The organism is Pseudomonas sp. BBP2017 (assembly GCF_003024385.1).
Lineage (GTDB): Bacteria > Pseudomonadota > Gammaproteobacteria > Pseudomonadales > Pseudomonadaceae > Aquipseudomonas.
In genome coordinates, this window is the sequence record NZ_PVZN01000002.1 from 505860 (window position 1) to 522435 (window position 16576).

A 16576-nucleotide genomic window follows, 5' to 3' on the forward strand; every position below is an offset into this window, starting at 1 on the left:
GTCAGTCGAGTTTTTTGTTGACGTCCGCCAGCAGTGCGGAAATCTCTTTGCGCCGCCCGGCATCAGCGCTTTCGCGGCCTTGGCGTGGAGCCGCTTGCAGTGCCTTTTGCAGCGCGGCTCTGGCTTGATCGTAGCGCTTTTGACGGTACAGGTGGTCACCCCAGAAATATAGGCTATCGATGCCGTCAGGATTGAGCTGCAATGCTTTCTGCAGCAGTTGCTCGGCCTTGTCGGCATCGCCGAAACCGATCGGCCAGCCGGGTACTCTGTCATAGAGTGCAGCAAGGCTGGTATAGGCTGAGCCTTGCAAGGCAGTGGGGTCGAGGGTCAGGGCTTTTTCCAGATCGCCCTTGGCATCCTTGACCTTGCCAAGGGCGCCAAGCCCACCCTGGGCACCGGCCCAGCTGCTGGTGACAATCCCCGACCAGATCCAGGCCTCGGCCAGCGCCGGACGATCATGGGTGAACGAAGATGCTTTTGTCGCCAACTGTTCGAAAGCCGCCACGCGCTGCGGTTCCGGTAATTCGTACTGGATGTGTGCCCAGCTTTGCTGGATGTCATTGAGACGTTGCTGATCTGCGTTGTCGAGCGCCCAGACGCTTTGGCTCAACACGCCGAGCAGTAAACAGGCGATAAAGTTCTTCATGGTTTGAGATGCTCGTTGTCGGTTTTGGTGCTCAGGCGACGGATCAGCGGCAATTGCTTGCGCAGGCTGCGATCCACCAGATTGGGGAGCAAGCTGTTCAGACGCACGAAAAAGCGCTCCGGCCAGCCCAGATAGAGCGTGCTAAGGTCACCGGCAATGGCGTGGGTCACCGCCGCTGCCACCGCCTGGGGATCATCGACGCTGGCCTTGAGTGCATCGTTGAGCGCCTGGGCGGCCGGGCTGTTCATTGAGGTACGGGTGGCGCGGGGAGCAACGTAAAGGACGCCGACCCGGGTGTCGGCAAGTTCGCGGCGCAGGGCCTCGGAAAAGCCGCGAAGCGCAAACTTGCTGGCGCAGTAGCTGGCGTATCCAGGGTAACCGATCGAACCATAGGTTGATCCGACGTTGACCACCATGGCGCTATCGGCCTGTTTAAGCAATGGCAGCAACAGTTTGGTCAGGCAGATCGGGGCGCTGACGTTCACACTCAGCATTGCGTCGATGTCATGGTCATCCAGTTGGTCAAGCATGGCGAAGTGGTTGACCCCGGCAGCATTGATCAGCAGGTTGATACCGCCAATGGCTTGGGCGGCGGCCAGTACCTTGCGCCGATCAGTGGGGTCGGTCAGGTCGGCGGCCACCCAGCACAGGTGCTGTGGATAGCGCTCAAGCAACGGCATCAGGGCGTTTTGATGCCGCGACACCGCCAGCACCCGGGCACCGGCGGCGCACAGGCTGCCGGCGATGGCCTGACCGATGCCGCCACTGGCACCGGTCAATACCACGCGGGCATCATGCAGCTGCATGCTGAACCTCCGCGTCTTGAGGCAAGCCTCGAAACATATCGGTGTAGAGCCGGTACACCACTTTCGAGGCATGGATAACCGCAGCCTGGTCTGCTGGGTCCTGCAGCTGGTTCATCAGCTTGCGGTAGGTCTGCATATGCTCGATGTCCAGTGAACCGTGCGAACTTAAATAGCTGAAGGCGCTTTCCGGCAGCGCCAGGCGCTGGCGGATACTACCGGCCGCGTGCGTGGCCAAGGCAATGCTGGTGCCTTCGAGCACGTTGACCATGCCGAACAGCCCTACCGGGTTGCCTCGGGCAATCAGGTCGTACAAAAAGCTCACCATCAACTCAATGGGCAATGAGGGCTGGCCGTCGCGCACCGCATCGTGATTACCGCCGCAAGCGGCTATATCGTTTAGCACCCATTGTTCGTGGCCATACTCTTCGTCGATGTACTCACACACTGCTTTTCTCAGCCATTCGAGGCGGCTGGGCAAACGCGCGCCGCAGGCCATCATCAGGGGCACTGTGTGACGAACGTGGTAATAGGCTTGTGCAAGAAATGCCCGGTAGCTTTCAAGGCTGACCTTGCCTGCCAGCGCATCGACAATGATCGGCACATTGAACAGTTCCTGGCGTTGCTGCTGCGTGGCGTCTTGAAGGGTATCGAAAAAACTCATGTTGCAGGCTCCTCGGATACGCTGGATCCGGTCAGTTGTGCGTGATACATCGCAACAATGGCGTCGCGGCGGGGGCGGCCATTGGCAGTGAGCAGGCCATTGGCTGCGGTAAAGGGGTGGGGCAGGCGTGTCCAGTGATGTACGCGGGCATAGTCGGGCAATGCGTCGTTGGCTTGTGCCACGGCATCGGCCAGTTCGGCGTCGGAGCAGTCCGAGCGATAGGGCCACAGCAGCGCGTGGTTGTGTGGCAGCGATTCGCCGTACACGAAGGCCTGGGCGATGTGGCGCCGTTGGGTGAGCTCAGCCTCCACCCACTCAGGATTGACGTTGCGCCCGAAACTGGTGACAAACTGATGTTTCTTGCGGCCTTTGAGGAAGAGGAAGCCTTCCGGGTCGAGCTCTCCGAGGTCGCCGCTGGGCCACCACGGGTCGGTAAAGGCGGCCTCACCCAGATAGCCGAGCAGGGCCGAACCCTTGATCAGCACTTCGCCATCCTCGGCCAACCTTACCTGGACGTGGGGCAGGGGCTTGCCTACGCTGCCCAGGCGTTGTGCGCCAGGCCGATTGAGGCACACCACCGAGGCGCATTCGGACAAACCGTAACCTTCGTAGACTGGCAGACCGACGCGCTGGGCGCGATGCAGCAAGTCCTCCGATACACGCGCGCCACCTACGGCAGCAAAACGCAACGATTGGGGGGCGAAGGCGTGCTGTTCGGCAGCGCCGACCAATACCTGCAGCAACTGTGGTACCAGGATCAGGCTCTGTGGGGCGCGACTGGCAAGGCACTGGAGCAGACGCTGCGTATTGACACCGCTGGCCCCATCAATACCGAGGGTTTTCTGGCTTGGCACGCTCAGTGCGGCGCCAGCATACAGTGCCGCGTAGCATCCGAGGTTCTCCAGCAGGATCGCCAACGGCAACAGCGCCAGGTGATGCACAGGGGCGACGGGCTTGCTGGCTTGATCCAGCTCCTGTGCCACGCGCAAAAGGCTCTCGGCGCCAAGGCACACGCCCTTGGGCGTGCCGGTCGTCCCGGAAGTGAAGGTCAGTTTCGCCGTGCCGACCGGCATCCGGCTGGGTCCGGTGAATGTGCGACACCAGAACTCGCCACTTTTTTCATAGCCAATGGCAAGCAGCTCAGCATCGAGCTGCGGTTGCGCAATGACCCTTTGCGCCTGGCTTTGCTCCAGGCAGTGAGCACGTTGTGCCGGGCTGAAGAAAGGGGGCAGGGTGACGCACACCAGGCCTTCGAATAGCGCGGCAAGATCCCAGAGGATTGCTTCGGCGCTGTTTTCCAGCGCAAGGGCGATGACCTGCACGTGCTCATCATGCAGGCGTTGCTGGCGCTTGAGTACTTCGCTGTACAACATTGCGTAATCGAGTTTTACCTGGTCATCCCAGAGCGCGATCGTGTGTGGATTGCGCTCACCATGACGACGCAGGGTCCGCTGGAATTCGTGTAGCTCAGGCGACATGGCTGGCGCCCTCCAGGGAAAACGGCAGGCCCAGCCGGGTGAACAGGCCGACGTTGCGCAAGTGAATGAAGCCCGCACGAATGTTGCCAACGTGCACCCAGGGTTTGCTCTGGTAGTAACTACCCCAGCTGTCACGTTCGTCACCCAGCCGGGCTGGATCGGCTTCGCACAGTGTTACCGGCTTGAGTCCGAGCCGGTGAAAGCTGTTGACCAACCCGACATTGCCGGTGAACGCCACCCATTCCAGGCCGCCCATGGCCAGCAGATAGGTGATGGCAATGATGCTCAGCCGCGCACTGCCTGTGTCACTGGCGGCGAGATTGCCGACCTCGACGATGTTGGCGCGATTCACCTGGCATTGAGCCGTGGCGCTGATCAACGGATCGATGGGCTCGTCCAGATAACGTTCCAGAAACAGCGTTTCGTCATGCGCCAGGCGCACCCCGGCGACCGCACAGAGTTCGCCGCCGGCGTTGGACATGCCAAACAACTGCGGCATGAAATGACGGATCTCGGCGCCATGGGCCTTGCGAAAGCGTTGCGCGATGAACGCTTCGAAAATCGATCGCTGGGCGTCACCTGGTGTGGCGCTTGCCAGTGTCATCTGAGACATTTCACTCTGGCCAAAGCGCAGGGGCAGGGGGATGTTCCAGTCGAAGTTGGGCATGGGCAGATCGCCTCCCTGTATAAAGTGAGGAGGAGTATCCGGGGTATTTCTTAACGCAGTCTGAAGGTGGAGCGCACGGCGAGGTTGCTGCCTGACTCTGATAGCCTTAATAGAAATTTTACGTAAAATTTATGTGCATCAGGAGGCGAACCCCTGATACTGCGCAGCGCTTATTTCACAGGCTACGGTTATGTCTCTCGCAGCAATGCGCCTTATCGGCTTCATACTGGGCATTTTTCTGATCACGCTGGCTGTGAGCATGGCTATTCCCATGATCACGCTGGTGGTCTACGAGCGTAGCGATGATCTTTCCGCATTTCTCTGGTCGAGCTTGATTACTTTCGTGAGCGGGCTGCTGCTGATCGCGCGAGGGCGCCCGCAAGCGGCTCAACTTCGTCCAAGGGATATGTACCTGCTGACGACGTGCAGTTGGGTGGCGGTGTGTTCCTTCGCCGCATTGCCGATGGTGCTGATCAGCCATATCAGTTATACCGATGCCTTCTTTGAAACGATGTCCGGCATTACCACCACCGGTTCAACCGTCTTGACCGGTCTGGATGCAGCATCTCCGGGGTTGTTGATCTGGCGCTCTATGCTTCACTGGTTGGGCGGCATTGGATTTATCGGTATGGCGGTGGCCATCCTCCCGCTGTTACGAGTGGGCGGGATGAAACTGTTCCAGACAGAGTCCTCAGACTGGTCGGAGAAAGTAACGCCGCGTTCCCATGTGGCAGCCAAGTACATACTGTTTTTCTATTTGGGACTTACCGCGATCGGAACCCTGGCACTGTGGGTCGCCGGGATGACGCCGTTTGAAGCCGTCAACCACGCAATGTCGTTGATTTCCACGGGCGGATTCTCAACCTCTGACGCCTCACTCGGGCACTGGACTCAGCCGGCCATTCATTGGGTGGCCGTGGCCGTCATGATTATGGGTAGCCTGCCTTTTACCTTGTACGTTGCAACAGTGCGTGGCCACCGGCGTGCGCTACTGAGCGATCACCAGGTACGTGGATTTATCGGGTTTCTGGTGGTCACCTGGTTCGCTGTAGGGACCTGGCTATCGCTTAACAGCGATTACAGTTGGTGGGATGCTTTTCGGATCGTGGCGGTCAACGTGACGTCTGTGGTTACGACCACCGGGATTGCCGTAGGTGACTACACACTATGGGGCAGTTTTGCCGCGTTGTTGTTTTTCTATCTGACCTTTGTCGGGGGATGCTCTGGTTCGACGGCAGGGGGGCTTAAAATTTTTCGCTTCCAGGTCGCCATCGCTTTGCTTGTGAGTAGTCTGAAGCAGTTGATTCATCCCCGCGCGGTGATCCAGAAAAAGTACAACGGGCACCCTATTGACGAGGAGATTGTGCGCTCAATGCTGACCTTCTCGTTTTTCTTCAGCATCACCATCGCGGCGATAGCCTTGGGGTTGGCGTTGATCGGCCTGGATTGGACGACGGCGTTGAGCGGAGCCGCCACTGCGGTATGTAACGTTGGTCCGGGGTTGGGCTCAATCATTGGACCTGCCGGTAACTTTTCAACTTTACCTGATGCTGCAAAATGGCTACTGACCGTTGGCATGCTACTCGGACGATTGGAAATCCTGACCGTGCTGGTGCTTGTTACGCCGGTTTTCTGGAGGTACTAGTTCAGTCGAACATCGACAAGCGTCCGGCTTGGCGGAGCGCTTTGCCAGGCACGCCAGCACAGGCCGTTCATTAAGGACTAGATGATGCTGTTCAGAGGGATACATCGGCTGTTGGTACTGCTGCAACTGGTCATCGGCGCCGCAGGGTTTTTCCTGCCGGCGCTGATTCTGGGCGAAAGTATCGATGTCGGCTTGCAGCCGTTTTCAGCCATGTTCATGGCCTTCATCCTCGGGGTGGTCAGCCTCTGCGTGCACGAAGGCGGGCATTATCTGGGCGCCAAAAGGTGTGGCATGACGGTGCTGTCGGTGCGGGTGCTGGCCTTGGAGGTTCAACCGCTGCGGCGTGGCTGGAAGGCCCGCTGGTCGCGCCGCGCCAAAGGCCAGCCACTGGGCGGCTATGTCATGGCGGCGCATGCCCCGCACCAGCCATTGCGGCGGGCAATGCTGGTTTTCACGCTGATGGGACCGTTGCTCAACCTGTTGGTCGCGGGTCTGTGCCTGGCGCTTTCTGCGCTGCTTGGCGGCGAGTTCGCCGCGCTGGTGCTGGCGCTAGGGGTGTGCAATCTGACCACCGGGCTGGCCAATTTGGTGCCCACGGTTGCGCCGGGTCGGGTCAGTGATGGGGCGGGAGTTCTGGCCTGGCTCTTCAAGCCCGATGAACAGGGGCCGGCACTGGCCAATGTGCGGCTGATGGCCCTGGTAGTTGCGGGTGCGCAGGCCGAGGATTTGCCCGGCGCCGATCTTGTACACCTGAGTGCCCAGCCTATGCCGGCGGCGTTGAGTGCGCTGGGCTATCGCTTGTATGCCTGGCAAAATCGGGCGGATTGGGCGCGTGCCGTAACGCTTGGGAATGAACTAGAGGCAATGTTGGTGTCGCCCCCGCTTGTGCTGAAACAATGCGCGGTACTGCTGTCGATTCTGCGTGCGGAGCTGACCTTCTCCCGGGCCATGCTTGAGCGCGATGCCCGCGAGCTGCATGACTATTTGTTCAACGAAGAAACCGACTGGTACACCCCAAGCTTGCGGCCACGTTGCCTGGCGCTGCGTGCTGCTCTTGCAGGGGATGCCAGCGACATGACGCACTATGTGGAACAGGCTGTGCGCCTGGCCCGTAACAGTCAGGATCGCTCCCAGAGCCCGCGGGAAGAACGGCTGGCCGGTTACATCCAGGCGTTGCTCACGGCACCTGCAAGCTCGGCAGCGCTGCCCGGCCCTGTGCCGAGAGCAGCGGCTCAAGCTGTTTCCAACTGAAGCTCACGTCTACGTCACAGCCATCGCCGGTGGGCTGGTTGGCCAGGCGCATGCCCTGGGTGTCGAAACTCAGGTCGTAGGACTCGTAGCTCGCCACGCCGGGGCAGTCGCTGTCCGCCGTGGCCTGGGCCTGGAACCAGGTAGCGAATTGTCTCGGCAGGTTGACATGCCCGGCGAAGGGGCTGTACCACTCAAAACGCGTACCGACCCAGGTCCAGGGATCGACGCTTTCACCGGTCTGCAGGTTCCAGGTGTGCAAGCCCCAACTGATGCCGCTGCGACCAAAGCCTGCGGTCCAGCGGTAAAACCTGACGGTGATCCACTGAGACGACCAGTACGTGGGGGCAACGCTGATCTCACTGGTGTAGGCGGAGCCGTCGCGGCCCAGGTATTCACGTCGCTCGCTGAAGAACGCTTTCTGGCCCTCGGGGCTTACGGCGAGGCGTGCCAGTTGTTGATTGATCTTGTGGATAGCCGGGCTGTCCCCCTCCAGCTTGAAGGTGACCTGGGCGCCTTGGGTCCTGACTTGATAGGCGTGCTCGCCGAAGGTTTCCTTCTCTACCTTGACGGGCAGCGGTGCTGCCTCCATTGGCGCGTTATAAGCGTCGCCACCACAGCCTTCGGCACTTGACCGCGTCAGCGCCAAGGGCAACGGCGTGCCACCTGCGGCCTTGCTCCAGGTGCCGGTCAGCGTATCGCCCTGGAGGGCATCCAGTTTCCAGAACCCCGTCTTGCCGTCTTCGGTCCAGGGGTCGCCGGCCTTCTCCTGGGTTAGCTGGATCGGCGTGAGGAAGCGCTGGTAGTAGTAGCTGCCGTTGCTGTCGGGGGCGGCGTTAAAACAGGCGGTGATCGGGGTCTTGCCGAGGGTGCCTTTCCAGACGCCGACGAGGTCGGTGGGCGCGGCGTTGGCGTAGCCAGAAGCACAGGCGAGGGCCAGGACGGCCAAGGGCTTGAGCATGAGAATCGGACTTCCAGCTGTCTGACGGGCAATCATCATAGCCGATGAGCAATTCCTTCGGTATCGACCGGCTGGGCAGGGGTGATTGGGAAAATCTTCCAGAAACTAGGTTAGAGTGTTCATCAGTGTCTGTTCATAAGGACCCTCCACTCGATCCGAGACGTCGCGCCAAGCGGTTGCAGCGAACGAACCGGGCAAAAAAAACCGTATATCAATCGTTATGTGAAGAATGAATCGTCCGCTGTTTGTTTCACTAGATGGGCCCAAGGGAACCGGCAAGACCACACTGTTGGAGGCCGTTACGAAAGTACTGAGGGCAGATAACAAAAAAGTGATCCGACTTTGCGAGAAAAAAAGCGATCCCTATAGGGCTGAAACAATGGCCCTCGTCAACAAACTGGTCAGAAATCCCAGCCGGGATCTGGAACTGGGGATTTGTGAGCGCTTTGCTGATAGCCGTACCTGGATTTCCCGGCACGTGCTGGCTAAACAGCCACCAGGCAGCATCATCCTGATCGATCGCTGGTACCCGTCCGATGCCGCGTTTCGCCGGATAGTCCCGTTTGCAGAGATTCTACAGTTGAACGTTGATCGAGACGTGCGCGTGCCAGACCTGCATGTCGGGGTTGTCACCGCCCCTGAAATTTCATGGGCGAGGGCAGCGGCACGAACGCGTGGGCTGAGCAGTACGGTGATGCATAAGCTGGAAGAACATATCGCTAGTACCCAGGCGTTCGAGCAAGCGATTGCAGAGCACGGCTGGGTTTCATGCCGTAATGAAGGAACGATCGAAGACGCAACGATGCAGGTGATTTCTGAGATCTATAGAGCCCTTCGATGCCCCGGAAGTTGGATTAAACCCACGAAGTAAACTGCCATCGGCTCACATCGGGTGGACGCTGATTTTCTCACGCCCGATGTCCCCTGTGCTAAAAAATCCAAGTGAATCGCACCAACGTCTTCGAGGCATTTCCCCGGAACCTGACCGGGGTTGGGGCTTCCATTTTATCTGTAAACACATATAATATAATCCTATATAATATTTTTAGGCATATCATGTGGCCGAAATGAAGGTGATAGAAGGACTGGCGATGGATGTTCAGCAGTTGCGCGGCAACGCCGAAGCAGCAGGGCAGTTGCTTAAAACCCTGGGAAATCCAGAGCGGTTGCTGTTGCTATGCCAGTTGTCTGAAGGGGAGCGCAGTGTCAGTGAACTGGAGCTTTTGCTCGGCATTCAGCAGCCAACCCTGTCCCAGCAATTAGGGGTTTTGAGGCGCGAAGGCCTGGTGGCCACAAGGCGTGAGGGCAAACAGATCTTCTATCGCATCGATAGTCCAGCAGCCCTGGCGGTCATCAAAACCTTGTATCAGCTGTTCTGTGCGAAGGAGCGGAAATGACTATCGACTGGGCCAGTTTCACCCCTTGGTCAGCCTTACTCGGCGGCGCGCTGATCGGGCTTGCCGTGAGCCTGTTTGCACTCGTGAATGGTCGTATTGCCGGCATTAGCGGACTGCTGGGCAGTTTGCTGCAAAAGAAGGCAGAGGGCAGAGGGGAGAAATCGCTGTTTCTCTTGGGCGTGATGGTAGCGCCCCTCGTGTGGTGGTTGTTTGCGGGGCGGCCGGTCGTACAGTTTCAGACAGATTGGGTAGGGTTGCTTGTCGCCGGTCTGCTGGTTGGCCTGGGAACACGCTACGCCGCAGGTTGCACCAGCGGGCACGGTGTCTGTGGACTGGCGCGGCTGTCGCCTCGTTCGCTTGTCGCAACACTGTGCTTTATGTGCGCGGGATTTGCAGTTGTGTTCGTTAGCCGTCACCTGGCAGGAGTATGAACATGCGATGGGCAATGGCTTTTATCTGCGGCTTAGTGTTCGGCCTTGGCTTGCTATTGGCGGGCATGGTTAACCCAACCAAGGTACTCGGCTTCCTGGATCTGGCTGGGCGCTGGGATCCATCGCTCGGGCTGGTAATGGTAGGTGCTATCGGGGTGGCTCTGTTGCCCATGCAGTGGAGCAGCAAGCAAACACGCTCAATCATTGGTTTGCCGATGCAAATGCCTGGGGTGCGGGCACTGGATCGGCGGTTGGTGGGGGGCAGCCTGGTATTTGGCGTCGGTTGGGGCATCGCCGGCATCTGCCCGGGGCCCGCACTCGCCCTGGTGTTAAGCGGCCACTGGCAAATACTGGTTTTCGTACTTGCGATGTTGACGGGAATGGCACTCTTCAGCCTGCTGGAAAGCTTGCGTGCTCGTTAAAGATGAAAGAGCGCCATCGTCTCTCAGCCTTGAGCGCGGGGCGGATCCTGTACTGGAGCAATGATTGCCAGGTTGCAAACTACGTGTTGAACGCTTGCCGTTATCGGTTTTCATGCTCGCCAGACGCGTGATGTTTGATGATGTCCATTACTGCAGCGGTCATGATTGCGGTGGAAACGCCGAACATGAGAATGCCATTGGCCGCCTCCAGGGGACTGAGCAGGCGCCATTGCTGGCTCAGGACTACATCGCCATAGCCCAGGGTGGCGAAGGTCACGCCGGAAAAGTACAGCGCGGTGATGAAGTCCTCGAATTCACCCAGCAGCAGGAACAGCAGGGCCCACAGGGCCATTTGCACATAGTTGCCGATGAGCATCACCACCATGACCATCGACAGCAAGCGCACGTCATCGCCCCAGGAAGGGCTCGATTTCATCTTGCGTCGCAGCGACACATAGCGACGCGCACACAGGGCTAAGAATAACGCCTGCAACATTACACAGAGCACGATCACCGGTAGGCCTACCAGAAAATTGATCAGCATGGGTGACCCTCTTCAGCGGTTGGGTTGGAAGTATTTCGACGTTGCCGGCGCTTATCGAGCAGATAAACCATCGCACAGGCATACAGGGTGACCAGAATGAACAGCCCCATGCGGATGGCGAAGGCGGTGTAGACATCCTTACCGGCGGCGCTGTCCTGCACCGACTGGCCAAGCAGAATGATCATGGTCGTCAGGCTGTTGAGCCAGAAGCCCGGCTTGTAGTTGCCAGGGCTCAACCCGTAGAGCTTTCGGGCCAGCACCAGCCCGAACAGCAGCATCCACAGGAAGAACATCCACAGGTTGACGAACAGGCCCAGGGCGAACCAGAAGAGAATCGCCATCAGGCCGCCAAGCAGGGTCGAGCCGAGCAGTTCCCGCCCGGCAGTGCGCGCACTGGTGGCGGTGCTTTGCTGGCCGAGGTTGACCGACTTCATGATGATCGGCATGTAGCTGGCCGGATCGATCAGCGCCAACAGGAAGGCGGGCATCACCACCAGCGCTGCGCGCAATGCCAGCCAGCTGATTTCATCGGTCGACAGGGCAGGTGCAGGGGCGGGTGGCTTGGTGCCGATCGGGTCAGGCAACAGCCAGTGGCTGATCGACACCGCCGTGACGGCCAGGAGCAAGCCCTTGACCAGCGATACGATCACCTGCAGCGCCAGGTCGAATTCGGTAGCGCCGGCGGCGCTGATCATCGTCAAGCCAACCACCATGAAGGTGGCGACCAGCGAGTTGCCGCCACTCATGCCATAGCGGAAGACCAGAAACAGGCACAGGCCGACCAGCATCACGCCGGTTGCCGCGTAGTAGTGCAACAGCGGTATCAGCAGCAAGCCGCTGCCGGTGGTGACCATCAGCACCACGGCCAGGCCCAGGCTGGCCTTGAACGGCAGCGGTCGATTCATCGCCGCCAGCATCGTCAGCGCCAGCATCGGTGCGAGGAAGGGGATCGGCAGGGCCAGGCCGAAGCTCGCGGCCAGACACAGCGCCGTGCCAGTGGCCAGGCGCAGCGCTCGCCTGGCACGGACTTGTTGCTCAGTAGGCATACGACATCCAGCTCATCACCCGCAGGAACAACCGGCCGAGCAGGTTCAGCGGGTTGCCATCGCTGGGGAACGCCATGACCTCGGCCTGGCCACCGACACGGATGCCACTGATGTCGGTCAGCTGGCCGGGCGCAAGCTCGATGATCACTGGAAAGCGCTGGGCCGGGCGCAGCCAGTCACGGCTGTTCTGCACCGTGGGCAAGGTCCCGGCTGGCGTGCTCTGGCCGGTACTGACGCCGTAGCCGATACTACGCACATGGCCTTCGAGTATCGTGCCGGGCAGGGTATCCAGCACGATGCGGACCGGGGTCCCGGGCCTGACCTTGCCCAGGTTGTTCTCCGTCATGTCGGCCGTGACCCACACATCGTGGATGGCGATCAAGGTCATCAATGGCGCACCGGCTGCGGCGAACTGGCCGACATCGGTGCGCAGGTCGGTGATCAGGCCGGCCGAGCGGGCACGAACGATGCTGTTGGCCAGGTCCAGTTCGGCCTTGTCGAGATTGGCGATCGCGCTTAGCAACTGGGCATTGTTCTCGTCGCTGCCACCTTGGGTTTCGCGGGCGCGTTCTACTTCTGCCCGCGCTGCGGCGACGTGGGCGACGGCCGCATCGAGGGTGGAGCGGGAAACTTCCAGCCGACGCAGGGAGATGGTCCCGGGGTCTTCCTTGTACAGGCGTTCAAGGCGTTGGAGGTCCTGGCGGGACATGACTTCGTTGGCCTGGGCCGCTTTCAGGGACGCCAGCTTGGAGTCGATGCCTGCGGTGTTGGCGCCGATCTGCTTGCGGGTGGTCTGCAGGTCGGCACGAGCGCGGTCGACAGCAATCTGGTACTGCTGCGGGTTCACTTCAAACAGCACCTCACCGGCCTTGACGTCTTGGTTGTTGCGCACGTTGACTTTGGTGACCCTGCCTGCGACCTCCGCCGCCACCGGAACGACAAACGTCTGCACCCGTGCCTGTTGCGTGTAGGGGGTATAACGGTCGGCCAGCAGGTACCAGCCCAGGCTCAGGAGGATCAGCACGGCAACCCAATTCACCGCTTTTTTTGCCGGGTCGGCCGCAGGCGACGGCGCGGTTTCTTCCATCTCTTGTTGGCGGTCACTCAATTGACACCTTCCTTCGCTTCATCGAGCAGGTTGCCCCAGTCGGTGCGTTGCTGCATCTGTTGGCGGGTGGCGGGATCGATCAGCGGACGGTTACTGTACCAACCGCCGCCGAGGGCCTTGTACAGAGCGATCAGGCTGTTGACGGCCGTGTTGCGATTGACCAGGTAGGTATCCTGCTGGGCGAACAGGGAAGCCTGGGCATCGAGTACCCGCTGGAAATCCGAATAGCCTTCACGGTACTGGGTATTGGCCAGAGACACCGAGCGCTCGGCTGCAATCGATGCTTCGCTGAGGATACGCTCGCGTTCCAGGGCCTTGACCAGACCGGTCGCCGCATCGTCGGCCTCACGCGCCGCCTGGCGAACGCTGTCCTGGTAGACGACTATCAATTGCTGCAGGCGGGCATCCTGGATGCGCACGTTGTTGGTGATTCGGCCATGGTCGAACACGTCCCAGCGCAAGCTCGGCCCGCCGATCAGGTCGAGGGTGTTGGACGTGCCGTCGAGGGAGCTCGCGGACCAGACGATGCTGCCCAACAGGCTGATGGAGGGGTAGAGGTCGGCCTCGGCGACACCGATCAGCGCCGACTGGGCCGCGACTTGCGCTTCTGCGGTACGGACATCCGGGCGGCGCAACAGCAGGTCGACCGGTACACCCTGCAGCACGGCACGGTCGACCAAGGGCACCACACCGGTGTTGGTATGGAGTTCCGGTATCGCGCCGGGCGGGCGACCTATCAAGGTGGACAAAGCATTGCGTGTGCTTGCGACCTGCGCCTCGAAATCGGGGATGGTGCTCAGGGTTCCCAGGTACTGGGTCTTGGCCTGTTGCAGATCGAGCTCGGCATTATCACCGCTGGAGAACAGGCGCTCGGTGATCTCATAGCTGCGCTTCTGCAGTTTGGCGTTGTTCTTGGCGATGAGCAGGCGCGCCTCGGCGGTACGCAGAGCGTAGTAGGTTTGCGCCACCTGAGCGTGAAGCAGCACCAGAACGTTTTCATAGTTGCTCTGGGCGGCGAACCAGGACGCATCGGCCGACTCGATGGCGCGGCTGAATCGGCCCCAGAAATCCAGTTCCCAGCCGATGTCGAAACCCGCGCTGTGTTGCCACAGATGACTGTCCTGCGGATTGTCACCGCCCCATTGGCGACGCTTGAGGTAGAAGCTGTCGGCGCTGACCTGTTGGAATTGCGGGTAGCGACTACTTAACGCGATGCCCAATTGTGCGCGGGCTTCCATCACCCGCAGGCCGGCGATTTCCAGGTCGGCGTTGTGGGCATCGGCCTCGGCGATCAGATGGTCGAGCACCGGGTCGGTAAATACTTGCCACCACTGCCGGCTATCGGGTTGCGTACGTTGCTGGCTGGCAAGCTCCAGGGCCGGAGTGTTCCAGTGCTCGACCCAGGCCTGGGTCGGTGACTGGAAGTCCGGGCCCAGGCGCACACAGCCGCCCAGGCCCAGAGCGCCACACAGCAGCAGCCGGCTCATGCGAGCAGGACACGACATCAAGCGCACTCTCCTCAGACCGGTGGATGCTCGTTCGTTGCATCAAGTCGCGGTTGCTCATCGCGCGGTTGTTCATCCAGTACGTCGATCTGCGGTTGGTCCTCGACCCATTGCCAGAACAGTTGATAGGCGACCGCCAGTGCCACTGGCCCGATGAACAGGCCGATGAAACCGCCGCTGACCATACCGCCCAAGGCGCCAATCAGGATCACCGGCATAGGCACATCGACGCCGCGGCCCAGCATCAATGGCTTGAGGATGTTGTCGGCCATGCCGGCAATCAGGCTGTAGATGCCGAACACGATGGTGGCAAGCGTGGTGCCTTCAGTGGCAAAGACATAGGCGATTACCGGCAAACTCACGAGAATCACCGGCAACTGCATGATTCCCATCAACAACGCGACCATGGCCAGCAGCCCGGCACCGGGCACCCCCATGAGCACGAAGCCGACCCCGACCAGCAGCATCTGGATAAAGGCGATACCCACCACACCCTGGGCAACTGCGCGGATGGTCGCGGTGCTCAGTTCGGTAATGCGCGGGCCGCGCTCGGGGCCGGAAAGGCGGGTGGCGATGGCAATGGCGCTGCGTTCGCCGTTTTCGCCGTAGGCCATGAGCACACCGGCAATGATCAGGGCACCAATGAACAACAGAAAGCCCACGCCAACACCGGCCATCTTGCCCAGTAAGGTCAAGCCGACCGTCTTGATGTAGGGCATCAACTTCATCAGCACGCTGCTCATGTCGGTCGCCGACTGCATCCAGTAGGTGTAGAGCGGTTTGCCAATGAGCGGCAGGGTGGCGATTTTTTCGTCCGGCTGCGGAATTTCCAGGCTGTCGGACTTGAGCAAGGCCAGGGTGCCTTGGATCGAATCACTGATCGAAGTGCCCAGCAGGTAAATCGGTACCATCAGCAAGGCCAGGGCGACTACTACGATCAGGGTAGCGGTGCGACCGTCCTTGTTACCCAGCTTGCCCTTGAGCATGTTGTGCAGCGGGTACATGGTAATGGCCAGGATCACTGCCCAGAGCATCAGATTGAGGAAGGGATGAAAGATCTGGAAGCAGAACAGCACCAGTACCGTGATCAGTCCGGCGCGAATCAAAACATCGAGCAACCCACCGGACAGCGCCCTTGCAGAAATGTTCGTGCGTAACATTGTCTAGCTCCTCGAGGTTCGTCACCAGGATCGGGGTACGCTTAGGCAGCATAGACGCTGATCTGCCGGGAGTTCCAAGCTGACGCAACGAAGTTATGAAAAATCGGTGTATTTTGACCATTGCGCCAGCAAATGGCGATTGCGACGCGGGCCATTGCCAACGGAGTGGTCTTCAATTCTGATCAGGTTTGCGATGCCGGTACCCGCGCCTACGTCCATCGCAGTATTGCTTGCAGGCAGGTTCGGTGTACGTCAATGCCCACAGCACCATCGCCCCATGCATCAAAGAACATCGGGCACTGGGCAAGGTCGCAAGCACATTGGTTTTGTGGCAAAAATTCGGGAGAGTACATTTGTACTCTTTGCGTAAATTGGGAGACCGCCATGGAAATTCCGCTGGATGAAAGCCCTACCGAACGCCGCAATCGCTTGGTGGGCAATGCCCTGGGCCTGAATGCCGACGAAGTAGAACGTTGGGTGGCGTCGATCGAAGAGGACGGCAGCGGCATGGGGTACGTGGTGCAGTTCTCCAGGCAGACGCCGCAACGAGTGCTGGAGCGGGTGGAGGGCCTGGGTGGTGACTTGTCGATCAACATCGGGCGGATTGATTGACGACCTTATCGGTGCCGATCTATCGAGAAGAAGCAGGGGAAATCAAGGGCGCCAATCAGTGGAACACTCATACCGTGTTCGAACGGTTGGCCGAGTTAGGCGAAGATCCCAGGCAAGCCTATGGAAAAATCCGGCAAAGCATCACTCCCCAGATGCGCAAGTGCCTGGGCATGGCCACGGATGAATGAGCCGCAGTGCCAGCTGAAGAATGACTGAATCAAACGGCGGCCTTCGCAGGC

19 protein-coding genes are annotated in these 16576 nt (G+C 59.9%); 8 read left to right on the forward strand and 11 right to left on the reverse strand.

Annotated features, from left to right (window positions below):
• Position 1 precedes the first annotated feature (1 nt).
• Genes C6382_RS05145 through C6382_RS05165 form a run of 5 tightly spaced genes read right to left on the reverse strand, consistent with a single transcriptional unit; the run spans position 2 to position 4258 of the window.
• Positions 2 to 646 (reverse strand): tetratricopeptide repeat protein, encoded by a 645-nt coding sequence (locus C6382_RS05145; protein WP_107023450.1) that lies wholly within the window; start codon positions 644 to 646, stop codon positions 2 to 4.
• Entirely contained in the window at positions 643 to 1452 is an 810-nt protein-coding gene (locus C6382_RS05150) for an SDR family oxidoreductase (protein ID WP_107023451.1), read from the reverse strand. Before C6382_RS05150 ends, C6382_RS05145 begins: the two co-directional genes overlap by 4 nt.
• Positions 1439 to 2113, reverse strand: a complete 675-nt coding sequence (locus tag C6382_RS05155; protein WP_107023452.1) for a TenA family transcriptional regulator — start codon at positions 2111 to 2113, stop codon at positions 1439 to 1441. The genes C6382_RS05150 and C6382_RS05155 overlap by 14 nt, the downstream gene beginning before the upstream one ends.
• A complete protein-coding gene (locus tag C6382_RS05160) occupies positions 2110 to 3591 on the reverse strand; it encodes an AMP-binding protein (protein ID WP_107023453.1) in 1482 nt (493 codons plus the stop codon). Before C6382_RS05160 ends, C6382_RS05155 begins: the two co-directional genes overlap by 4 nt.
• Entirely contained in the window at positions 3581 to 4258 is a 678-nt protein-coding gene (locus C6382_RS05165) for a thermostable hemolysin (protein WP_107023454.1), read from the reverse strand. The genes C6382_RS05160 and C6382_RS05165 overlap by 11 nt, the downstream gene beginning before the upstream one ends.
• Before the next feature lie 190 nt (positions 4259 to 4448).
• On the opposite strand from C6382_RS05165, the gene C6382_RS05170 reads away from it, so the two are divergent.
• Together C6382_RS05170 and C6382_RS05175 are read left to right on the forward strand one after the other, a co-directional pair.
• Positions 4449 to 5903, forward strand: a complete 1455-nt coding sequence (locus tag C6382_RS05170) for a TrkH family potassium uptake protein (RefSeq protein WP_107023455.1) — start codon at positions 4449 to 4451, stop codon at positions 5901 to 5903.
• An 81-nt stretch (positions 5904 to 5984) separates the two neighbouring features.
• Complete coding sequence (locus C6382_RS05175; RefSeq protein ID WP_146146889.1) at positions 5985 to 7154, forward strand: M50 family metallopeptidase; 1170 nt, start codon at positions 5985 to 5987, stop codon at positions 7152 to 7154.
• Here C6382_RS05175 and C6382_RS05180 read toward each other — a convergent pair.
• Complete coding sequence (locus tag C6382_RS05180) at positions 7081 to 8112, reverse strand: hypothetical protein (protein ID WP_107023457.1); 1032 nt, start codon at positions 8110 to 8112, stop codon at positions 7081 to 7083. The genes C6382_RS05175 and C6382_RS05180 overlap by 74 nt on opposite strands.
• Before the next feature lie 229 nt (positions 8113 to 8341).
• On the opposite strand from C6382_RS05180, the gene C6382_RS05185 reads away from it, so the two are divergent.
• The 4 genes from C6382_RS05185 to C6382_RS05200 all read left to right on the forward strand — a co-directional run bounded on the left by C6382_RS05185 (position 8342) and on the right by C6382_RS05200 (position 10362).
• Positions 8342 to 8983 (forward strand): dTMP kinase, encoded by a 642-nt coding sequence (locus tag C6382_RS05185; RefSeq protein ID WP_107023458.1) that lies wholly within the window; start codon positions 8342 to 8344, stop codon positions 8981 to 8983.
• 196 nt (positions 8984 to 9179) lie between these two features.
• Entirely contained in the window at positions 9180 to 9509 is a 330-nt protein-coding gene (locus C6382_RS05190; RefSeq protein WP_107023459.1) for a metalloregulator ArsR/SmtB family transcription factor, read from the forward strand.
• Positions 9506 to 9940 (forward strand): YeeE/YedE family protein, encoded by a 435-nt coding sequence (locus tag C6382_RS05195; RefSeq protein WP_107023460.1) that lies wholly within the window; start codon positions 9506 to 9508, stop codon positions 9938 to 9940. The genes C6382_RS05190 and C6382_RS05195 overlap by 4 nt, the downstream gene beginning before the upstream one ends.
• Positions 9941 to 9942: 2 nt before the next feature.
• Positions 9943 to 10362, forward strand: coding sequence for a DUF6691 family protein (locus tag C6382_RS05200; RefSeq protein ID WP_107023461.1), 420 nt, complete (start codon positions 9943 to 9945; stop codon positions 10360 to 10362).
• A gap of 100 nt (positions 10363 to 10462) precedes the next feature.
• Here the strand turns inward: C6382_RS05200 and C6382_RS05205 are convergent, their stop codons facing one another.
• From C6382_RS05205 to C6382_RS05225, 5 genes are read right to left on the reverse strand one after another with little or no spacing between them, the layout of a single operon-like run.
• Positions 10463 to 10906, reverse strand: a complete 444-nt coding sequence (locus C6382_RS05205) for a potassium channel family protein (protein WP_107023462.1) — start codon at positions 10904 to 10906, stop codon at positions 10463 to 10465.
• Positions 10900 to 11952: a DUF2955 domain-containing protein gene (locus C6382_RS05210; RefSeq protein WP_107023463.1), complete on the reverse strand. Its 1053-nt coding sequence runs from the start codon at positions 11950 to 11952 to the stop codon at positions 10900 to 10902. Before C6382_RS05210 ends, C6382_RS05205 begins: the two co-directional genes overlap by 7 nt.
• Positions 11942 to 13039, reverse strand: a complete 1098-nt coding sequence (locus C6382_RS05215; RefSeq protein ID WP_107023464.1) for an HlyD family secretion protein — start codon at positions 13037 to 13039, stop codon at positions 11942 to 11944. The genes C6382_RS05210 and C6382_RS05215 overlap by 11 nt, the downstream gene beginning before the upstream one ends.
• Before the next feature lie 17 nt (positions 13040 to 13056).
• The gene (locus C6382_RS05220; RefSeq protein ID WP_107023465.1) at positions 13057 to 14565 is read right to left on the reverse strand and encodes an efflux transporter outer membrane subunit; all 1509 of its coding nucleotides are present in this window, start codon (positions 14563 to 14565) and stop codon (positions 13057 to 13059) included.
• 14 nt (positions 14566 to 14579) lie between these two features.
• Complete coding sequence (locus C6382_RS05225; RefSeq protein WP_107023466.1) at positions 14580 to 15725, reverse strand: AI-2E family transporter; 1146 nt, start codon at positions 15723 to 15725, stop codon at positions 14580 to 14582.
• Between the two features lie 384 nt (positions 15726 to 16109).
• On the opposite strand from C6382_RS05225, the gene C6382_RS05230 reads away from it, so the two are divergent.
• Positions 16110 to 16337, forward strand: coding sequence for a hypothetical protein (locus tag C6382_RS05230; protein WP_107023520.1), 228 nt, complete (start codon positions 16110 to 16112; stop codon positions 16335 to 16337).
• A complete protein-coding gene (locus C6382_RS23850) occupies positions 16334 to 16525 on the forward strand; it encodes a hypothetical protein (protein ID WP_146146890.1) in 192 nt (63 codons plus the stop codon). Before C6382_RS05230 ends, C6382_RS23850 begins: the two co-directional genes overlap by 4 nt.
• Positions 16526 to 16576: the final 51 nt, after the last annotated feature.

Bases quoted from the DNA above. Each gene is read 5' to 3' on its own strand.
- C6382_RS05215 (WP_107023464.1), bottom strand. From the start codon at position 13,039: ATGGAAGAAACCGCGCCGTCGCCTGCGGCCGACCCGGCAAAAAAAGCG.
- C6382_RS05170 (WP_107023455.1), top strand. From the start codon at position 4,449: ATGTCTCTCGCAGCAATGCGCCTTATCGGCTTCATACTGGGCATTTTT.
- C6382_RS05210 (WP_107023463.1), bottom strand. From the start codon at position 11,952: ATGCCTACTGAGCAACAAGTCCGTGCCAGGCGAGCGCTGCGCCTGGCC.
- C6382_RS05230 (WP_107023520.1), top strand. From the start codon at position 16,110: ATGGAAATTCCGCTGGATGAAAGCCCTACCGAACGCCGCAATCGCTTG.
- C6382_RS05180 (WP_107023457.1), bottom strand. From the start codon at position 8,112: ATGCTCAAGCCCTTGGCCGTCCTGGCCCTCGCCTGTGCTTCTGGCTAC.
- C6382_RS05225 (WP_107023466.1), bottom strand. From the start codon at position 15,725: ATGTTACGCACGAACATTTCTGCAAGGGCGCTGTCCGGTGGGTTGCTC.
- C6382_RS05205 (WP_107023462.1), bottom strand. From the start codon at position 10,906: ATGCTGATCAATTTTCTGGTAGGCCTACCGGTGATCGTGCTCTGTGTA.
- C6382_RS05165 (WP_107023454.1), bottom strand. From the start codon at position 4,258: ATGCCCAACTTCGACTGGAACATCCCCCTGCCCCTGCGCTTTGGCCAG.
- C6382_RS05190 (WP_107023459.1), top strand. From the start codon at position 9,180: ATGAAGGTGATAGAAGGACTGGCGATGGATGTTCAGCAGTTGCGCGGC.
- C6382_RS05175 (WP_146146889.1), top strand. From the start codon at position 5,985: ATGATGCTGTTCAGAGGGATACATCGGCTGTTGGTACTGCTGCAACTG.
- C6382_RS05145 (WP_107023450.1), bottom strand. From the start codon at position 646: ATGAAGAACTTTATCGCCTGTTTACTGCTCGGCGTGTTGAGCCAAAGC.
- C6382_RS05185 (WP_107023458.1), top strand. From the start codon at position 8,342: ATGAATCGTCCGCTGTTTGTTTCACTAGATGGGCCCAAGGGAACCGGC.
- C6382_RS05150 (WP_107023451.1), bottom strand. From the start codon at position 1,452: ATGCAGCTGCATGATGCCCGCGTGGTATTGACCGGTGCCAGTGGCGGC.
- C6382_RS05200 (WP_107023461.1), top strand. From the start codon at position 9,943: ATGCGATGGGCAATGGCTTTTATCTGCGGCTTAGTGTTCGGCCTTGGC.
- C6382_RS05195 (WP_107023460.1), top strand. From the start codon at position 9,506: ATGACTATCGACTGGGCCAGTTTCACCCCTTGGTCAGCCTTACTCGGC.
- C6382_RS05220 (WP_107023465.1), bottom strand. From the start codon at position 14,565: ATGTCGTGTCCTGCTCGCATGAGCCGGCTGCTGCTGTGTGGCGCTCTG.
- C6382_RS05160 (WP_107023453.1), bottom strand. From the start codon at position 3,591: ATGTCGCCTGAGCTACACGAATTCCAGCGGACCCTGCGTCGTCATGGT.
- C6382_RS05155 (WP_107023452.1), bottom strand. From the start codon at position 2,113: ATGAGTTTTTTCGATACCCTTCAAGACGCCACGCAGCAGCAACGCCAG.